Below are 18,058 nucleotides of genomic sequence, written 5' to 3' on the forward strand. Positions count from 1 at the left end.
TGGGCTTTTTCGCTTTTGGAAAAGCCCCGTAGCCTGAACGCGCTCGAGATCGCGTTTGGTACCGACGGGGCTTTTTTGTTTTGGGTTTCTTGAACCAGGTTCGTTCTTTGGCGGACCGCTTGGTGCTAGCATTGATCCATTCTTGTTCGCCATCCCAGACTATGCCGCGCACCAAATCACTCACATTCGCCCTGTTCCTGGCCGTCCCGTTGTTCGCATTCGCTGCCGGCCAGCACGAGCATGAGCACGGCCACGGTCACGATCACGGTGCGATGGGCAAGCCCCAACCCATCAAGGTGGAACTCAAGGACGGCAAGAAGTGGCCAACCGATCTGCCGCTGCGCAAGGGCATGAGCACCATTCGCGAGGTCACGGCTACCACGATGGCCAATGCGCATGCGGGCAAGGAAAGCGACGCCCTCTACGCCGACGCGGCCAAGCGCATCGATCGCGAGCTCGCCAAGATCGTGCAGAACTGCAAGCTGGACCCCGACGCGGATGCGCAGTTGCATGTCGTGATCTCGGAGATGATGGCTGCCAGCGGGGTGATGGCGGGCAAGGCACCGGCCAAGCCGCGCATGGACGGATTGCATCGTATGGCCGAGGCCCTGGACGCATACGGTACCCACTTTGCCCACGCCGGTTGGAAGGGCATGGACATTCCGCAGCAATAAGCACGCGCCGCCCGAACAAAAGTCAGTCCCTTCCTACACGGGATTAGTCCTTAGTCCGATAGTCCATGTGCAGCGCCGCCCTCATGATCGTCCGATAGCGTCATGAGGACGCGCCGTTCAGGGAGGATCAGCACATGAGCTCGAAACAGAAGGGCCAAGGACCCAACAAGGCAGGCACCAAGGAGAAGATCGTTCCGGTTGCGGAAGGCAGCCTGCAGTCGCGCTCGCCTGGTGCCGGGCCGGGCAAGCTGGAGGACCGCGATGCCGGCTTGCTGCACGGCTCGCGGCAATCCGAAAACATGCAGTCCCAGGGCGGACAGTACGGTGGCGCCGGATCCCAGCAGTCTGGCTGGAGCGCGCGCCAGCAGGCGCAGCGCATGCAGGCCCGCGCGGAAGAACAACGGCGCGGGGAGAGCCAGCAATCAGGCTACGGCGGGCTGGAGCAGTACCAGCACGCCGGTGCGCAGGAAAGCCGGCAGGCGGAACCGCAAGCGGGCGCTTCCGGTGCGCACAACCGCAAGCCCGGTCTCGACGAGCCGGCGTCCGATTTCACGAGCAAGCCGCACGCACCGGATAAGCCTTCCCGGCGTTAAGGGAAGCGGCATCAGCCCACCGGTGGGGTGGGCTGATCGAGCGATCAAGCCGGCGTGGGCGTCCTTATTGTGCCGCTGACGTTGACTCCTCGTCGGCGCGGCGCTTGGCCCCCTTGCTGATGCTCTCGCCATCGTTGGGCTTCAGGGCCCAGAACACGGCCGACGAAGCGATCGTCAGCACCGACAGCGCGATGAAGGCGTGATGCAGGGCGCTTTCGACCATGGGCTGGTTTGTCTGCGGCACATTGCCCAGAAACCAGGCAGTGATCAGCGTGCCCGCGGCCAGGCCAAAGCTCATGGACAATTGCTGCAATGAGCTGGAAATGGTGCTCGCCATGCTCGTGTCTTTCTGCCCGACGTCCGCATAGGCCAGCGTGTTCATGCTGGAAAACTGCAGCGAGTTGAAAAAGCCCTGCAGCAGGCCGATGGCGATGATGATCGCCGTGGGCGTGCCCGGCCCGACCAGCGCAAACAGGCCGATGGTCAGCCCGATGCACACCGTGTTCACCACCAGCACCTGCCGGTAGCCGAACCGGCCCAGCACGCGCGGCGCGATCAGCTTCATGCCCATGGCCGCCGCAGCGGTGGGCATCATCAGCAGGCCGGAATGCCATGCCGGCAGGCCCAGGCCCACCTGGTACAGCAGCGGCAGCAGGAAAGGCATGCCGCCTACGCCCAGCCGCGTCAAGAAACCGCCGAGCACGGAAATGCGGAAGGTGCGAATGCGCAGCAGCGACAGGCGCAGCAGCGGGTACTTGCGTTGCGCCGCATGCCAGGCATAGGCGCCGAGCAGGGCAATCGACAGCACCAGCATCAGGCCGGCGGTCATCGGGTCGAGCGTGTGCTCGCCAAAGATCTCGAGCAGCCACGACAGGATGGCTGTGCCGCTGCTGAACAGGATCAGGCCAACCACGTCGAGCGGCCGCCGCTCCTGGCCGTGGTAATCCGGCATGTAGCGGTACACGAGGAACAGCGCGGCCAGCCCGACCGGCACGTTGATGAAGAAGATTGCGCGCCACGACACCAGGTGCACGATCACGCCGCCCACCGTCGGCCCCAGCAGCGGGCCGATCAGCGCCGGGATGATCACGAAGTTCATCGCGCCCAGCAGTTCCGATTTGGGAAAGGTGCGCACGATGGTCAGGCGCCCGACCGGCATCATGAGCGCGCCGCCAATGCCCTGCAGCAGGCGCGCGGCCACCATCATCGGCGCGTTGAGCGACAGCCCGCACAACACGGACGCAAACGTGAACAGGGCGATGGCGCTGCCGAACACGCGGCGCGTGCCGAAGCGGTCCGCAATCCAGCCGCTCACGGGGATGCCGACAGCCAGGCTGAGGATGTAGCTGGTGACCACCGACTTCAGGCTCAGCGGCGTGACGTTGAGGCTGGCCGCGATGCTGGGAACGGCGGTATTGACGATGGTGGCGTCGAGCTGCTCCATGAACAGGGCAGTCGCGACCAGCCACGGCAGGTATTTCTTGGCGGTGCTGGAACTATCCAATCGAGATTCTTCCTGTCGGGTGGGCCCGCCAAGCGCGGGCACCAACCCGATTTTCACACAAACCGGAAGAAGCCGATTTCAACCGGACAGCAGGAATTAGAACGGACGCGCCACGCGCAGCACGGCCCAGTTCACACCGCTGTTCGGGTGCTTGATGCCGCCGTTGGAGTAGTGCTGGATGCGCGCGCTGATGTCCCATTTGTTGTCGAGCACATAGCCCACGCCGATGTGGTCGGCGAACTCGTACGCGGTGGACAGGCGGTTGCCGGCGTTGTTGTACAGCTCCGAGAACAGGCTGGCGCCGATGCCGCCCTCCGCGTACCAGCCCAGCTTGTTGTCGTTCTGGTAGCGGAACACCGGCGTCACGCCGATCACCCACAGGTTCTGGTTCTGGCCCGAGACGTGCCGGTAGTCGGTGCCGCGCCAGAAGGCGATGTTGGCGTCCCAGTAGCCGCCCAGGTGGCGGCCGTTCGACGCGAACCACTGCACGTTCCAGTCCTTCTGGACCGCGGCGCGCACCATGCCTACCTGGTCGCCCGCGCCCAGTTCGAGCGAGTACGAATCCAGCCCGTCGCCTGCGAAGCTTGCGTGGGATACCATCAACGCGGCCAATGCCGCCACCGATTTTGCGACTTTACGAATAGAGACCATGGGTTATTTCTTTTCTCGAGTTGACGCCGATGCTGCTGGCTGTGCCAGTTATTGTACTGGTCACGGCGATTCCGCGCTGCGTTCGGCCGGTTGTTAAAATCGTACAGTGACATCTTGTGAGGACACCATGACTTTGCCAACCCTGGCATTTCTCGGCATCGGCCTGATGGGCGGCCCGATGGCGACCCGGCTGGCGCAGGCCGGCTATCCGCTGCGCGCCTGGAACCGCAGCGCGCACAAGGCCGACGCGCTGCGCGGCGCCGGCGCCGAGCCGCATGCCGACCTGGGCCAGGCCGTGCGCGGTGCGGCTATTGTTATCTCCATGCTCGAGGCCGGACCGGCGGTGCGCGACGTGATCGAGGCGGCGCTGCCGTCGCTGCAGCCGGGCGCGCTGTGGATCGACATGAGCTCGACCAGGCAGGACGAGGCGCTGGCGTTCTCGATGCTGCTGCGCGAGCGGCAGGTGCGTTTCATCGACGCGCCGGTGTCGGGCGGCGTGGGCGGTGCGCAAGCGGCTACCCTCGCGATCATGGCCGGCGCCAGCGAAGAGGACTTCGCCGAGGCCGAGCCGGTGCTGCGCGTGATGGGAACGCCGATGCGTGTGGGGCCGGTTGGCAGCGGACAGGTGGCCAAGCTGTGCAACCAGCTCATCGTGGGCGCGACGATCAACATCGTGGCCGAGGCGCTGCTGCTGGCTGAAGCGGCCGGCGCGGACGCGGCGGCAGTGCGCGAGGCGATCCGCGGCGGCTTTGCCGGCAGCCGCATTCTGGAGGTGCACGGACAGCGCATGCTCGACCGCGACTTCATGCCCGGCGGGCAGGTGAAAAGCCAGGTGAAGGATCACCGCAATGTGCTGGCGGCGGCGCACCAGGCCGGCCTGACGCTGCCGTTTGCCGAGCTGGCCGAGCGGCGCTATGCGGCGATCGAGCACGAGCTGGCAAAGGCGGACCACAGTGCGGCGCTGATCGGGCTGGAGCGGGATAATCCGGGGAAGCGGGTAGGGAAAGGCCCCGACAAGTTGCCTTAACCGTCGTTCCGGCGCAAGCCGGAACCCATGCTGAGCGTGAGTCGATGGGGGCGAGGCCACGGCGCGTGTCGGTGAACTCAGCATGGGTCCCGGCCTTCGCCGGGACGACGGGTTGATGCTAAAGGTGGAGGGTCAAGCTACCGGCAGGCTCATCTCCGTCAGGCGCACCCAGTAGCTGGCGCCGATCGGCAGCAGCTGGTCGTTGAAGTCATAGCTCGCGTTGTGCAGCTGGCACGGCCCCAGGCCATGGCCATGCGCGCGGTGTTCGCCTTCGCCGTTGCCGATGAAGACGTAGCAGCCCGGCTTTGCCTGCAGCATGTAGGCAAAGTCTTCCGCGCCCATCGTCGGCTCGACGTTCGTGTCCACGTTCGCTTCGCCCACCACCGCCTTCATCGCCTCGACCGCGAACGCGGTTTCGCGCGCGTGGTTGACCAGCGGCGGGTAATTACGGTCGAACTCGAAGTCGATGCTCGCGTTAAAGCCGGCCGCCACGCCGCCTGCAATCTCCTGCATCCGCTTTTCGATCAGGTCGAGCACGCCGGTGGTAAAGGTGCGCACCGTGCCCACCATCACCGCTTCGTCGGGGATCACGTTGGTGGCGCTGCCCGCGTGGATCTGCGTGATCGACAGCACGGCCGTATCGAGCGGGTTCTTCTCGCGCGAGACGATCGTCTGCCAGGCTTGCGCGATCTGCACCGCCACCATCACCGGGTCGATGCCGCGGTGCGGCTGGGCCGCGTGCGCACCCTTGCCCTTGACGACCACGCGGAACTCGTTGGACGAGGCCATCTGCGGCCCGGCCACCACGCCGAACTGCCCGACCGGGATGCCCGGCCAGTTGTGCATGCCGTACACCGCCTCCATCGGGTATTTGTCGAACAGCCCGTCTTCGATCATGCGCTTGGCGCCGCCGCCGCCTTCCTCGGCCGGCTGGAAAATCAGGTACACAGTGCCGTCGAAGTGGCGATGCTCGGCCAGGTAGCGCGCCGCGCCCAGCAGCATGGCGGTGTGGCCGTCGTGGCCGCAGGCGTGCATCTTGCCGCTGTGGCGCGACGCGTGCCCAAAGGTGTTCAGTTCCTGCATCGGCAGTGCGTCCATGTCCGCGCGCAGGCCGATCGCGCGCGGCGAGTTGCCGTTTTTGATGATGCCGACCACGCCGGTGACGCCCAGGCCGCGCACCACCGGAATGCCCCATTCGGCCAGCCTGGCGGCCACCACGTCAGCGGTGCGCTGCTCTTCGTAGCACAGCTCCGGATGGGCGTGCAGGTCGCGCCGGATGTGCTGTAGTTCTTGCTGAAACGCGAGGATAGGTTCGACCAGTTTCATCCATTGCCTCCAATCTGTTGCGGGCATGCCATGCCATTTGAAAAACTATTGTAAGCCTTCTGGCCAAATCTCATCTACACCCGCCACAAGCGGGGCCGTCTTCGTATAAAGTATTGGTTTACCGACGTTTTTTTCGCTGGAACCCTCCCTCATGACCACCACCGTAGTCCGGGCCGCCTGCCCCCACGATTGCCCCGACACCTGCGCCCTGCTCGTCACCGTGAAAGACGGCGTGGCGACGGAAGTGAAGGGCGATCCGGACCACCCGACCACGGCTGGCGTGCTGTGCACGAAGGTGTCGCGCTATGTGGAGCGCACCTACCATCCCGACCGGCTGCTGCACCCGCTGCGCCGCGTCGGCAAGAAGGGCGAGGGCAAGTTCGAGCGCATCAGCTGGGACGAGGCGCTCGACGAGATCGCACGGCGCCTGTCCGAAATCGCCGCGCGCGACCCGCAGGCCATCGTCCCGTACAGCTACTGCGGCACCATGGGGCTGGTGCAGGGCGAGGCGATGTCTTCCCGCTTTTTCAACAAGCTTGGCGCGTCGCTGCTCGAGCGTACCATCTGCGCCACGGCGGGCTTCACCGGCTACAAGTACACGATCGGCGGCTCCATCGGCACCGATCTCGAACACTTCCAGGACGCGAAGCTGATCCTGATCTGGGGCGGCAACCCGATCGCGTCGAACCTGCATTTCTGGACGCGCGCGCAGGAAGCCAAGCGGCGCGGCGCCAAGCTGATTGCGATCGACCCGTACCGCTCGCTCACCGCCGAGAAGTGCCACCAGCACATCGCGCTGCTGCCGGGTACGGACGCGGCGCTGGCGCTGGGCATGATGCACGTGCTGATCGCGGAAGACCTGCTCGACCACGACTACATCGAGCGCTACACGCTCGGTTTCGAGGCATTGAAGGAACGCGCGGCCGAGTGGACTCCCGAGCGCACCGCCGCCACCTGCGGCATCAGCGTGGACGAGGTGGTGAACCTGGCGCGCGAATACGGCCTGGCGGCGCGCCGCGGCGAGCCGGTGGCGATCCGCCTGAACTACGGCATCCAGCGCGTGCATGGCGGCGGCATGGCGGTGCGTAACGTGACCTGCCTGCCGGCGCTGGTGGGCGCATGGCGTCACGCTGCCGGCGGCGTGCAGTTGTCGACCTCCGGCTCGTTCCCGGCCAACAAACCGGCGCTGCAGCGCCCGGACCTGCTGGCCGGCCGCAAGCCGCGCTCGGTGAACATGGTGCAGATCGGCGACGCGCTGCTGGCCGACGCATCGCCCGGGTTCGGTCCGAAGATCGAAGCGGTGGTGGTGTACAACTCCAATCCGGTCGCGGTGGCGCCCGAGTCGCCCAAGGTGCAGCAGGGCTTTGCGCGCGAGGACCTGTTCACGGTCGTGCTCGAACACTTCGCCACCGACACTGTCGACTATGCCGACATCGTGCTGCCCGCGACCACACAGCTCGAGCATGTGGACGCGCACCTGGCGTACGGCCACCTGTACATGATGGCCAATAACGCCGCGATCGCGCCACTGGGCCAAGCCAAGTCGAACGCCGAGATCTTCCGCCTGCTCGCCGCGCGCATGGGCTTTGACGATCCGCTGTTCCGCGAAACCGACGACGAGCTCGCGGCCCAGGCCTTCGACAAGAGCCACCCGCGCGCCATCCATTTCGATTGGGAGTCGCTCAAGCGCCGCGGCTGGCAAAAGCTCAACATGCCAGAGGCGCCGTTTGCCGAAGGCGGCTTCCCGACCCCGTCGGGCAAGTGCGAGTTCTATTCGAGCGCCATGGCGGCCGACGGACTGGACCCGGTGCCGGCCTACATTGCGCCGTACGAATCGGTCGCCTCCAATCCGGCGCTGGCGGCCAAGTACCCGCTGTCGATGATTTCGCCACCGGCCCGCAACTTCCTCAACTCCACCTTTGTGAACGTGCAGAGCCTGCGCGCCACCGAAGGCGAGCCGCACCTGGACATCCATCCGAACGATGCTGCCGCGCGCGGGATTGCGCACGGCGACATGGCCCGCATCTTCAACGACCGCGGCTCGTTCGTGGCCCGCGCGCGCGTGACCGACAAGGCGCGCGAAGGCCTGGTGGTGGCGCTGTCGGTCTGGTGGAAGAAGCTCGCCAGCGACGGCAGGAACGCCAACGAAGTAACCAGCCAGCACCTGACCGACATGGGGCGCGGGCCGACCTTCTACGACTTACTGGTGCAGGTAGAAAAAGCCGCGCCCTGAATCGACGATGAAACGCTTCAGAATCACCCGACCGCTGCGCACCCTGCTCGTCGCGGGGGCGGCTGCCGGCCTGCTGGCCAGCTGCTCCACGCTGAACTACTACACCCAGGCGGCGCAGGGCCAGCTTGAACTGCTCTCGGACGCGAAGCCGATCGACGACTGGCTGGCCGACCCGGCCACCAATCCCAAGCTGCGCCATCGCCTCGAGACCGCGCGCCAGATCCGCCGCTTCGCGGTGCAGGAGATGGCGCTGCCGGACAATAACAGCTACAAGAACTACGCTGCCCTCAAGCGCCCGTACGTGCTGTGGAACGTGGTGGCCACGCCCGAACTGTCGCTGCAACCGCTGGAGTGGTGCTTCCCGGTGGCCGGATGCGTGAACTACCGCGGCTACTACAGCAAGGCAGACGCGCAGCAGTATGCCAACGAACTGCGCGCGCAGGGCAACGACGTGGAAGTGGGCGGCGTGCCGGCCTACTCGACGCTGGGCTGGTTCAGCGACCCGCTGGTCTCGACCTTCATCAACTATCCCGACGCGGAGCTGGCGCGCCTGATCTTCCATGAGCTCGCGCACCAGATCGTGTACGTGCCGGGCGACTCGCAGTTCAACGAGTCCTTCGCCAGCACGGTCGAGCAGGCCGGCGTGGAGCGCTGGCTGGACCGCTTCGGCAACCCGGCCATGCGCGAGGCCTACGACAAGTACAGCACGCGCAAGCATGACTTCCTGGAGCTGCTGCTCAAGTACCGCAAGGAGCTCGAGCACACCTACAAGTCGCCGGTCAGCGACGGCGCCAAGCGGCAGGCCAAGGCACAGCTGTTCGCGCGCCTGAAGGACGACTACCAGGACCTGAAGGTGCGCTGGGGCGGCTATGCCGGCTACGACAAGTTCTTCGCCGAGCCGCTCTCCAACGCCCACCTGGCCTCGATCGCCACCTACAACGACTTCGTGCCGGCGTTCCGCCACCTGCTGGCGCGCGAAAAGTCCTTCCCGGCGTTCTACCGTGCAGTGCGCCGCATCGCCGACCTCGAGCGCGACGACCGCAACCGCGTGCTCAAGTCCCTTGGCGCGACCCTTCCGGCGCTGCCCGTGCTGCAGCGCACCATCGACGCCTCGCGCTAGAGGACAAACTCCAAACCGGGCAAAAGCGCTTGCACAGCGGCGCTCTGCCCGATAGCATCACAGCAGCAATGGCAAAGCCACAAGGCATCCGTGCGCGCCGCGCGGCTGTCGCTTTGCCTGGCCTGCGTAGCGGCCCCACACGATAACTACATTCGAGACAGAGGCGCCCGATGGATAAAATTTGGCTCAAGTCGTACCCGCCCGGGGTACCGGCTGACATCAATCCCGACCAATACCACTCGCTGGTGCACTTGTTGGAAGAAGCCTTCCAGAAGTACGCCGGACGCAACGCGTACGTCTGCATGGACAAGTTCCTGACCTACGGCGAGCTGGACGCCTACTCGAAGCGCCTGGCCGCCTGGCTGCAAAGCCGCGGCATGGCCAAGGGCGCGCGCGTGGCGATCATGATGCCCAACGTGCTGCAGTATCCGATTGCGCTGGCCGCGATCCTGCGCGCGGGCTATGTGGTGGTCAACGTCAACCCGCTGTACACCGCGCGCGAACTCGAGCACCAGATCCGCGACTCGGGCGCCGAGGCGATCATCGTGCTGGAGAACTTCGCGCACACGGTCGAAGAGGTGCTGGGCAAGACCCAGCTGCGCCACGTGGTCGTGGCCAGCATGGGCGAGATGCTCGGCGGCGTAAAGGGCATGCTGGTCAACTTCGTGGTGCGCAACGTGAAGAAGATGGTGCCCGAGTTCACGATCCCGAACATGGTGCGCTTCAAGGACGCGCTGGCGCAGGGCGCCAGGATGACGTTCACCGCGCAGGACGTGAAGGCCAGCGACATCGCCTTTTTGCAGTACACCGGCGGCACCACCGGCATCTCGAAAGGCGCCACGCTCACGCACCGCAACGTGACCGCCAACGTGCTGCAGATGGAGGAATGGTCCAAGCCGGTGATGACGCGCGAGCCGATCCTCGAGCAATCCACCATCGTGTGCGCGCTGCCGCTGTACCACATCTTCGCGCTCACCGTCTGCGCGCTGTGGGGCATGCGCGCCGGCGCGCTCAACCTCCTGATCCCGAACCCGCGCGACATCCCGGGCTTCATCAAGGAGCTCTCGAAGTACCAGGTCAACATGTTCCCGGCCGTGAATACGCTGTTCAACGCGCTGGCCAACCATCCCGATTTCGCCAAGGTCGATTTCTCGGGCCTGCGACTTTGCAATGGCGGCGGCATGGCGGTGCAGGCCGCCGTCAACGACAAGTGGAAGCAGGTCACGGGCACCCACATCACCGAAGGCTACGGCCTGTCCGAGACCTCGCCGGTGGCCACCGCCAACCGCTGCGACGTGCCGGTCTACACCGGCACCATCGGCCTGCCGCTGCCGTCCACCGAGATTGCGATCCTCGACGACGACGGCAACGAGGTCGCGCTCGGCCAGCCCGGCGAGATCGCGATCCGCGGCCCGCAGGTGATGGCCGGCTACTGGAACCGCCCGGACGAAACGGCCAAGGTCATGACCGGCGACGGCTACTTCAAGTCGGGCGACGTGGGCGTGATGGACGAGAACGGTTACGTCAAGATCGTCGATCGCAAGAAGGATATGATCCTCGTGTCCGGCTTTAACGTGTACCCGAACGAGCTGGAAGCGGTGATCGCGGCGCATGCCGGCGTGCTCGAATGCGCGGTGGTCGGCGTGCCGGACCAGCACTCGGGCGAGGCGGTCAAGGTGTTCGTGGTGCGGCGTGACCCGAACCTGACGGCGGACCAGCTCATGGAGTACTGCAAGCAGCAGCTCACCGGCTACAAGAAACCGAAGTACATCGAATTCCGCGACGAGCTGCCGAAGACGAACGTCGGCAAGATCCTGCGGCGCGCGCTGCGCGAGGAGGCGCAAGCCGCGTAAGCACGCGCGGGAACGGCGGCGCATGGTTGCGTAGGGTGGGCGGGTTTCCCGCCCACGCGTCCAATTGACGCATGCGCAGCCACGTACGGCAGCGACATGAGCGCTGTGATTTGAACGCGTGGGCGGGAGACCCGCCCACCCTACCGGCACCACGCCAGGTGGTACGGTTTTGCAGTTTGTTGGATAGCACAAGAAGAAGGCGAGGCATGAATGGATAGGTTTTGGCTGAAGTGGTATCAGGAGGGCGTGCCGGCGGAGATCGACTGGACGCAGTACCGCTCCCTGACGCACCTGCTGGAAGAGTCCTTCCGCAAGTATGCCGATCGTCCCGCGTATGCCTGCATGGGCAAGACGCTCACCTACGCCGAGGTGGACCGCATGTCGCAGCAGATGGCGGCATGGCTGCAGAACCGCGGATTGAAGCAGGGCGCGCGCGTGGCGATCATGATGCCCAACGTGCTGCAATACCCGATCGCGATGGCGGCCGTGCTGCGCGCGGGCTGCACCATCGTCAACGTCAATCCGCTGTACACGCCGCGCGAGCTGCAGCACCAGCTGGTGGACTCGGGCGCCGAGGCCATCGTCGTGCTCGAGAACTTTGCGCACACGCTGGAACAGGTGATTGCGCACACCAGCGTCAAGCATGTGGTGGTGGCGTCGATGGGCGACCTGCTCGGCACGCTCAAGGGCGCGCTCGTCAACTTCGTGGTGCGCAATGTGAAGAAGATGGTGCCGCGCTACGAGATCGCGGGCGCGGTCGGATTCAACAAGATGCTGGCCGATGCCGCGCGCATGAAGTTCACGCCGGTGCGACTGGGGCACGACGACATCGCCTTCCTGCAGTACACCGGCGGCACCACCGGCATCTCGAAAGGCGCCGTGCTGCTGCACCGGAACGTGATCGCCAACGTGCTGCAGAACGAGGCCTGGCTCAAGCCGACCATGTCGAAGCAGCCCGAGGGGCAGCAGCTGCAGTTCGTGTGTGCGCTGCCGCTGTACCACATCTACGCGCTCACGATCTGCGCGCTGATGGGACAGCGTACCGGCGGCCTGAACCTGCTGATCCCGAACCCGCGCGACATTCCGGGCTTCGTCAAGGAGCTCTCGAAGTACCGCATCAACATCTTCCCGGCCGTGAATACGCTGTACAACGGGCTGCTCCACAATCCGGACTTCGCCAAGCTCGATTTCTCCAGCTTCCTGGTCTGTAACGGCGGCGGCATGGCGGTGCAGAAGGCGGTCGCTGACAAATGGCTGGCGATGACCGGCACGCCGATCGTCGAAGGCTACGGCCTGTCCGAGACCTCGCCGGTGGTCACCGCGAACCGCTGCGACATCAAGGACTTCACCGGCACCATCGGGCTGCCGCTGCCGTCCACCGAAGTGGAGATCCTCGATGACGACGGCAAGGTGCTCCCGTTCGGCCAGGCTGGCGAGATCGCCGTGCGCGGGCCGCAGGTGATGGCGGGGTACTGGCAGCGCGACGACGAAACGGCCAAGGTCATGACTGCGGACGGCTTCTTCAAGACCGGCGACATCGGCGTGATGGACCAGCGCGGCTACACGCGCATCGTCGACCGCAAGAAGGACATGATCCTCGTTTCGGGCTTTAACGTGTACCCGAACGAAGTCGAGGAGGTGGTCGCGGCGCATCCGGGCGTGTTCGAGGTGGCCTGCGTGGGCGTGCCGGACGAGCACTCGGGCGAGGCGGTCAAGCTGTACGTGGTGCGGCGCGATCCGAACCTGACGGCGGAAGAGCTCATGGCATGGTGCAAGCAGGAGCTGACCGGCTACAAGCGGCCCAAGCACATCGAGTTCCGCGATGCGCTGCCGAAGACGAACGTGGGCAAGATCCTGCGGCGCGAGCTGCGCGATGAAAAGCCGGCGGTGCCTGCCGCGAGCCATTAACACCAACCCGTCGTCCCCGCGCAGGCGGGGACCCATAGACCGCGTGACTGGACGCTCAGCATGGGTCCCCGCCTGCGCGGGGACGACGTGCGGGAGTTTGTAGTTGGGTCGTCAGCCAGTCTGCACAAGCCCAGGCCGGCCATCATCGACGCGGAACGTAGCAAGCGGCGCCGCGCCCGACTGCACGTTGCGCACGTCATCCAGCCCCAAGAAGCGCGCATTGGTGGCGCTGGGCGTCACCTCCAGCATCATGTAGCCGCGCTTGTCGCTGCGCCCGTACTTGATGTGCGGGTTGCGCGTCAGGTATTCCAGCGTGCGCGCCTGCGGCCGTGAATTCGACGTCACCGAGGTGCCGCAGAACTCGGTGGCCAGCACCCGGTTCTGCGCCGATTCCGGCCGGCTGAAATCCGCGCGCAGCTCGGTCGCGTAGAACGTGTGCACGTCCCCACCCAGCACCAGCGGATTGGTGGCGCCGCTTTTCACCAGGCTGTCGAGCAGCCGGCGTCGCGCCAGCGGGTAGCCGTCCCAGCCATCGGTCCAGAAGCGCCCGTCCTCGGGCGTGACGATGGGCGCGTAAGTGGTCTGCGCCATCAGCGTTTGCTGCGCCAGGATGTTCCAGCGCGCGCGCGACGTGGCCAGTCCCTGCGCGAGCCAGTCCTCCTGCTCGCCGCCCAGCATCGTGCGCGCGGGATCGCGCAGCTCGGCGCAGGCGCGCGCGTTGACCACGTTCGAGCCGCCACGGCCAGGCTTGGCGCAGGCTTGCGGCGTGCGGTACTGGCGATCGTCCAGCACGTGGAAGCGCGCCAGCCGGCCCCAGTCGTAGCGCTGGTACATGCGCACGCTGGCAAAGCTGCGCGGATCGGGCAGGCGCACCGGCATGTGTTCGTAAAACGCCTGGTAGGCCGCAGCACGGCGGTCCGGGAAGTCAGGCGCCAGCCGCTCGTCGCGCAGGCCGCCGTAATCGTTCGCCACCTCGTGGTCGTCCCAGGTCACGATCCATGGCGCTGCCAAGTGCGCGGCCTGCAGGTCCGGGTCGCTCTTGTACTGCGCGTAGCGCGCCCGGTACTGCTCCAGCGTGAACGATTCGTTGACGCGCTGCGGCTTGTCCGGGTGGCGCAGCTGGAACGGCCCCCATTCGTAAATATAGTCGCCCAAGAACGCCACCAGGTCGGGCGCTTCGCGCACGATGTGCCGGTGCGCGGCATAGCTGCCGTATTCCCAATGCTGGCACGATGCAACCGCGAGCCTGAGCATCGACGGTAGCGCGTCGCGCGCGGGCGCGGTGCGCGTGCGGCCGACCGGGCTGACGGCGTCGCCGTACATGAACCGGTACCAGTACCAGCGGCCGGGTTCGAGACCGCGCGCGTCCACATGCACGCTGTGGGCCAGCTCGGGCGCCGCCACCGCCGTACCCCTGGCCGCGATGCGGCGGAAGTGCTCGTCCTCGGCCACCTCCCAGCGCACCGTGAGCGCGACCGGCGGCATCGACGCCGCGTCAAGCGGGTCGGCCAGCAGGCGCGTCCACAACATCACCGCATTGGGCAGCGGCGAGCCGGAGGCCACGCCAAGGCTGAACGGGTTGGTCCTGGCGGCATCTGCTGGCGCTGCTCGCCCAACGAGGGGCACGGCGAGCGCAGCCGACAGCCGCGCCGACCCCAGCAGCAGAAGGCGCCTGCGCGCGTCCATCGCGCTTACTGCGACATCAGCGATTCGAGCGGCGGCAGCTGGCGCGGCTTGCGGTCCGGCCCGGTGGCGACGTAGGTGAGGGTGGCTTCCGTCACTTTGACCACGTGCGTCTGCAGGCGATTGCGCTCGGCGTACACTTCGACATAGACGGTGATCGAGGTGTTGCCGACCTTGACGATGTCCGCGTAGAACGACAGCAGGTCGCCCACGAACACCGGATGCTTGAACAGGAACGAGTTGACCGCAATGGTGGCGACGCGGCCGTTGGCGCGCCGGGTGGCCGGCAGCGAACCGGCGATGTCGACCTGGGCCATGATCCAGCCGCCGAACACGTCGCCATAGACGTTCGCGTCCGACGGCGCCGGCATCACCCGCAGCACCGGCATTTTGCCCTCCGGCAGTGCATTGACAGGGGCATTCGTATTTTCTGGCGTGGTCATCTTGAATTTCTCTGAAAGGCTACAATCCTTCCGAATTGAACCATAAATCCCAGACACCTGCCATGCGCCGCCATTCCGCACGTTCCGATACCCCGCCGCCGCCAGGCGGTCCGCGCAACGATTGGGCCACCCTCAAGACCTTGTTCCCCTACCTGTGGGTGTACAAGTGGCGCGTGCTGGCCGCGCTCGCCTGCCTGGTCGGCGCCAAGCTGGCCAACGTGGGCGTGCCGCTGGTGCTCAAGAGGCTGATCGATTCGCTCACCATCAGCCCGAACAACCCGCAGGCGCTGCTGGTGCTGCCGCTGGGCGCGCTGGTGGCGTATGGCGCGCTGCGCTTTGCCACCACCTTGTTCACCGAGCTGCGCGAGTTCCTGTTCGCGCGCGTCACCCAGCGCGCGGTGCGCACCATTGCGCTCAAGGTGTTCCGGCACCTGCACTCGCTGTCGCTGCGCTTTCACCTGAACCGCCAGACCGGCGGCATGACGCGCGATATCGAACGCGGCACCCGCGGCGTCAGTTCGCTGGTTTCGTATTCGCTGTTCTCGATCCTGCCAACGCTGGTGGAGATCGCGCTGGTGCTCGGCTACCTGGCCCTGCACTACGACGTCTGGTTCACCGTCATCACGGCGGTGGCGCTGGTGGTGTACATCGCGTTCACGGTCACCGTCACCGAGTGGCGCACGCACTTCAGGCGCACGATGAACGACCTGGACTCGAAGGCGAACACGCGCGCGATCGATTCGCTGATCAACTACGAGACGGTCAAGTACTTCAGCAACGAGGACTACGAGGCGCGGCGCTACGACCAGGGCCTGCAGAAGTACGAGAGCGCCGCCGTACGCTCGCAGACCTCGCTGTCGCTGCTCAACAGCGGCCAGTCGCTCATCATCGCCACCGCCGTCACGCTGATCCTGTGGCGCGCCACGCAGGGCGTGATCGACGGGAAGATGACGCTGGGCGACCTGGTGCTGGTGAACTCGTTCATGATCCAGTTGTACATTCCGCTCAACTTCCTCGGCGTGATCTACCGCGAGATCAAGCAGAGCCTGGCCGACATGGAGCGCCTGTTCTCGCTGCTCGAGCAGAACCGCGAGGTGGCTGACTCGCCCGGCGCCCAGCCGCTGCGCACGCATGGCGCGCGGGTCGCGTTCTCGCACGTCGAGTTCAGCTACGACCCCAAGCGGCAGATCCTGTTCGATGTCGATTTCGCCATCCCGGCCGGCACCACCACCGCCGTGGTCGGCCACAGCGGCTCGGGCAAATCCACGCTGGCGCGGCTGCTGTTCCGCTTTTACGACGTGAACAAGGGCGCCATCAGCATCGACGGCCAGGACATTCGCAGCGTGACGCAGGCATCGCTGCGCGAGCACATCGGCATCGTGCCGCAGGATACGGTGCTGTTCAACGACACGATCGAATACAACATCGCGTACGGCCGCCCGGGCGCCAGCCGCGAAGACATCATCGCGGCGGCGCGGGCCGCGTCGATCCACGATTTCATCGAGACCCTGCCGGACGGCTACGCGACCATGGTGGGCGAACGCGGGCTCAAGCTCTCCGGCGGCGAAAAGCAGCGCGTGGCGATCGCGCGCACGCTGCTCAAGAACCCGGACATCCTGATCTTCGACGAAGCCACCTCGGCGCTCGATTCGAAGTCGGAGCAGGCGATCCAGGAACAGCTCAAGGAGATCGCGAAGAACCGCACCACCCTGGTCATCGCGCACCGGCTGTCCACCGTGGCCGACGCACAGCAGATCATCGTGCTCGACCACGGCCGGATCGTCGAGCGCGGCACGCACCAGTCGCTGCTGGCCGAAGATGGGCTGTACAAGCAGATGTGGGAGCGCCAGCAGGCCCGCAAGGAGGAAGAGCTGGGCTCAGCGCTGGAAGTGGAAGAAGAGTAAAATCTCGTTTGATCGAGATTAACAAATGACCCGGTGGCCTGACCGCGCGGCACCGGGTCCCTGAATAATGGTCTTCCATGGAAAATCAAATTCTAGAGATAGCGGAGCGTCCGCGCGCGGGTGATCCATCGCTGGTCACGGCGCTCGAAGCCGGCAAGGTGCTGTACTTCCCCAACCTGGCCTTTGAGCCTACCGCGGACGAGCTCAAGCTGTTCACCCCGGCCATTCGCGACCCCAAGAGCCGCAACATCAGCCAGGACGCTACCGGCCGGCTGAAAGGCGCCGCCGGCGACGAGGCCACCCAGCAGAGGCTGGCGGCAATGATGCAGCGCTTTCGCGAGCAGGCCGAGGGCCTGTTGGCCACCATGGCGCCGCGCTACATGGAGCACGTACGGCGCGGGCCGGTGAGCTTTCGCCCGTCGGTGGTGGAAACGCGCGAGCAGTCGTGGCGCGCGGACGACCGCAGGCTGCACGTTGACGCGTTCCCGTCGCGCCCCAACCGTGGCGAGCGGCTGCTGCGCGTGTTCGCCAACGTGAACCCCGAGGGTGTGCCGCGGGTGTGGCGCGTGGGCGAGCCGTTCGAGACGGTGGCGCAGCGCTTCCTGCCTCGCGTAAAGCCGTATTCGGCATGGCAGGCGCGGGCGCTCAAGGCGTTCAAGGTGACCAAGTCGCTGCGCAGCGAGTATGACCACCTGATGCTGCAGCTGCATGACGCGATGAAGTCGGACATGGAGTACCAGAAGAACGGGCCGCAGCTGACCATGCCGTTCCCGGCCGGGTCCACCTGGGTGTGCTTCTCGGACCAAACCCCGCATGCGGCCATGTCGGGGCAGTACATGATGGAGCTGACGGCGCAGTTGCCGCCGTCGGAGCAGTACGATCCGGATGCCAGCCCGCTGGCCATCCTCACGCGCATGATGGGGCACGCGCTGGTTTAATCCGGCATCTTCAACCCGTCGTCCCGACGGAAGTCGGGACCCATGCCGAGGTCGATCGCATTGCGGCCTGGTCGCGAACGAAGCAAGCAGTCACTGGCCCAAAAACGTCGTCCCCGCGGAGGCGGGGACCCATAGACCGTATGCGGCAGAGTCGCCATCAACTCTCCTGCCCGCTCAGCATGGGTCCCCGCCTCCGCGGGG

Annotated in this window: 14 protein-coding genes; 9 read left to right on the plus strand and 5 right to left on the minus strand. The window is 65.8% G+C overall.

The window, feature by feature from the left end:
• The first annotated feature begins 161 nt into the window (after positions 1 to 161).
• A complete protein-coding gene (locus NX774_RS21520) occupies positions 162 to 674 on the plus strand; it encodes a hypothetical protein (RefSeq protein WP_258824339.1) in 513 nt (170 codons plus the stop codon).
• Between the two features lie 134 nt (positions 675 to 808).
• Positions 809 to 1,267 carry a hypothetical protein gene (locus tag NX774_RS21525; RefSeq protein WP_258824340.1) on the plus strand — a complete coding sequence of 153 codons (459 nt, stop codon included), beginning with the start codon at positions 809 to 811 and terminating at the stop codon, positions 1,265 to 1,267.
• A gap of 64 nt (positions 1,268 to 1,331) precedes the next feature.
• On the opposite strand, the gene NX774_RS21530 is transcribed toward NX774_RS21525, so the two are convergent.
• Complete coding sequence (locus NX774_RS21530) at positions 1,332 to 2,771, minus strand: DHA2 family efflux MFS transporter permease subunit (protein ID WP_258824341.1); 1,440 nt, start codon at positions 2,769 to 2,771, stop codon at positions 1,332 to 1,334.
• Between the two features lie 96 nt (positions 2,772 to 2,867).
• Entirely contained in the window at positions 2,868 to 3,371 is a 504-nt protein-coding gene (locus NX774_RS21535; RefSeq protein ID WP_258824342.1) for an acyloxyacyl hydrolase, read from the minus strand.
• A gap of 178 nt (positions 3,372 to 3,549) precedes the next feature.
• On the opposite strand from NX774_RS21535, the gene NX774_RS21540 reads away from it, so the two are divergent.
• Positions 3,550 to 4,449: an NAD(P)-dependent oxidoreductase gene (locus NX774_RS21540; RefSeq protein ID WP_258824343.1), complete on the plus strand. Its 900-nt coding sequence runs from the start codon at positions 3,550 to 3,552 to the stop codon at positions 4,447 to 4,449.
• A gap of 132 nt (positions 4,450 to 4,581) precedes the next feature.
• On the opposite strand, the gene NX774_RS21545 is transcribed toward NX774_RS21540, so the two are convergent.
• Positions 4,582 to 5,775, minus strand: a complete 1,194-nt coding sequence (locus tag NX774_RS21545; protein WP_258824344.1) for a M20 aminoacylase family protein — start codon at positions 5,773 to 5,775, stop codon at positions 4,582 to 4,584.
• Positions 5,776 to 5,926: 151 nt separating this feature from the next.
• On the opposite strand from NX774_RS21545, the gene NX774_RS21550 reads away from it, so the two are divergent.
• From NX774_RS21550 to NX774_RS21565, 4 genes are all read left to right on the plus strand, one after another.
• Positions 5,927 to 8,008: a molybdopterin-containing oxidoreductase family protein gene (locus NX774_RS21550; protein ID WP_258824345.1), complete on the plus strand. Its 2,082-nt coding sequence runs from the start codon at positions 5,927 to 5,929 to the stop codon at positions 8,006 to 8,008.
• Between the two features lie 7 nt (positions 8,009 to 8,015).
• Positions 8,016 to 9,128, plus strand: coding sequence for an aminopeptidase (locus NX774_RS21555; RefSeq protein WP_258824346.1), 1,113 nt, complete (start codon positions 8,016 to 8,018; stop codon positions 9,126 to 9,128).
• Between the two features lie 170 nt (positions 9,129 to 9,298).
• The gene (locus NX774_RS21560; protein WP_258824347.1) at positions 9,299 to 10,981 is read left to right on the plus strand and encodes a long-chain-fatty-acid--CoA ligase; all 1,683 of its coding nucleotides are present in this window, start codon (positions 9,299 to 9,301) and stop codon (positions 10,979 to 10,981) included.
• A 210-nt stretch (positions 10,982 to 11,191) separates the two neighbouring features.
• Positions 11,192 to 12,889, plus strand: a complete 1,698-nt coding sequence (locus tag NX774_RS21565) for a long-chain fatty acid--CoA ligase (protein ID WP_258824348.1) — start codon at positions 11,192 to 11,194, stop codon at positions 12,887 to 12,889.
• Positions 12,890 to 13,000: 111 nt separating this feature from the next.
• Here NX774_RS21565 and NX774_RS21570 read toward each other — a convergent pair whose 3' ends face one another.
• Both NX774_RS21570 and NX774_RS21575 read right to left on the minus strand, forming a co-directional pair.
• On the minus strand, positions 13,001 to 14,575 hold the full coding sequence (locus NX774_RS21570; protein ID WP_258824349.1) for an alkaline phosphatase D family protein: 1,575 nt from the start codon (positions 14,573 to 14,575) through the stop codon (positions 13,001 to 13,003).
• A gap of 5 nt (positions 14,576 to 14,580) precedes the next feature.
• Entirely contained in the window at positions 14,581 to 15,015 is a 435-nt protein-coding gene (locus NX774_RS21575; protein ID WP_258824350.1) for an acyl-CoA thioesterase, read from the minus strand.
• A 62-nt stretch (positions 15,016 to 15,077) separates the two neighbouring features.
• Here NX774_RS21575 and NX774_RS21580 point away from each other — a divergent pair, with 62 nt between their 5' ends.
• Positions 15,078 to 16,919: an ABCB family ABC transporter ATP-binding protein/permease gene (locus NX774_RS21580; RefSeq protein WP_258824351.1), complete on the plus strand. Its 1,842-nt coding sequence runs from the start codon at positions 15,078 to 15,080 to the stop codon at positions 16,917 to 16,919.
• Positions 16,920 to 16,996: 77 nt separating this feature from the next.
• Positions 16,997 to 17,857 (plus strand): Kdo hydroxylase KdoO, encoded by an 861-nt coding sequence (gene kdoO / locus NX774_RS21585; RefSeq protein ID WP_258824352.1) that lies wholly within the window; start codon positions 16,997 to 16,999, stop codon positions 17,855 to 17,857.
• Positions 17,858 to 18,058 lie beyond the last annotated feature (201 nt).

Origin of the sequence: Massilia agilis (assembly GCF_024756255.1) — a bacterium.
In the GTDB taxonomy this organism is placed as follows: domain Bacteria; phylum Pseudomonadota; class Gammaproteobacteria; order Burkholderiales; family Burkholderiaceae_D; genus Telluria; species Telluria agilis.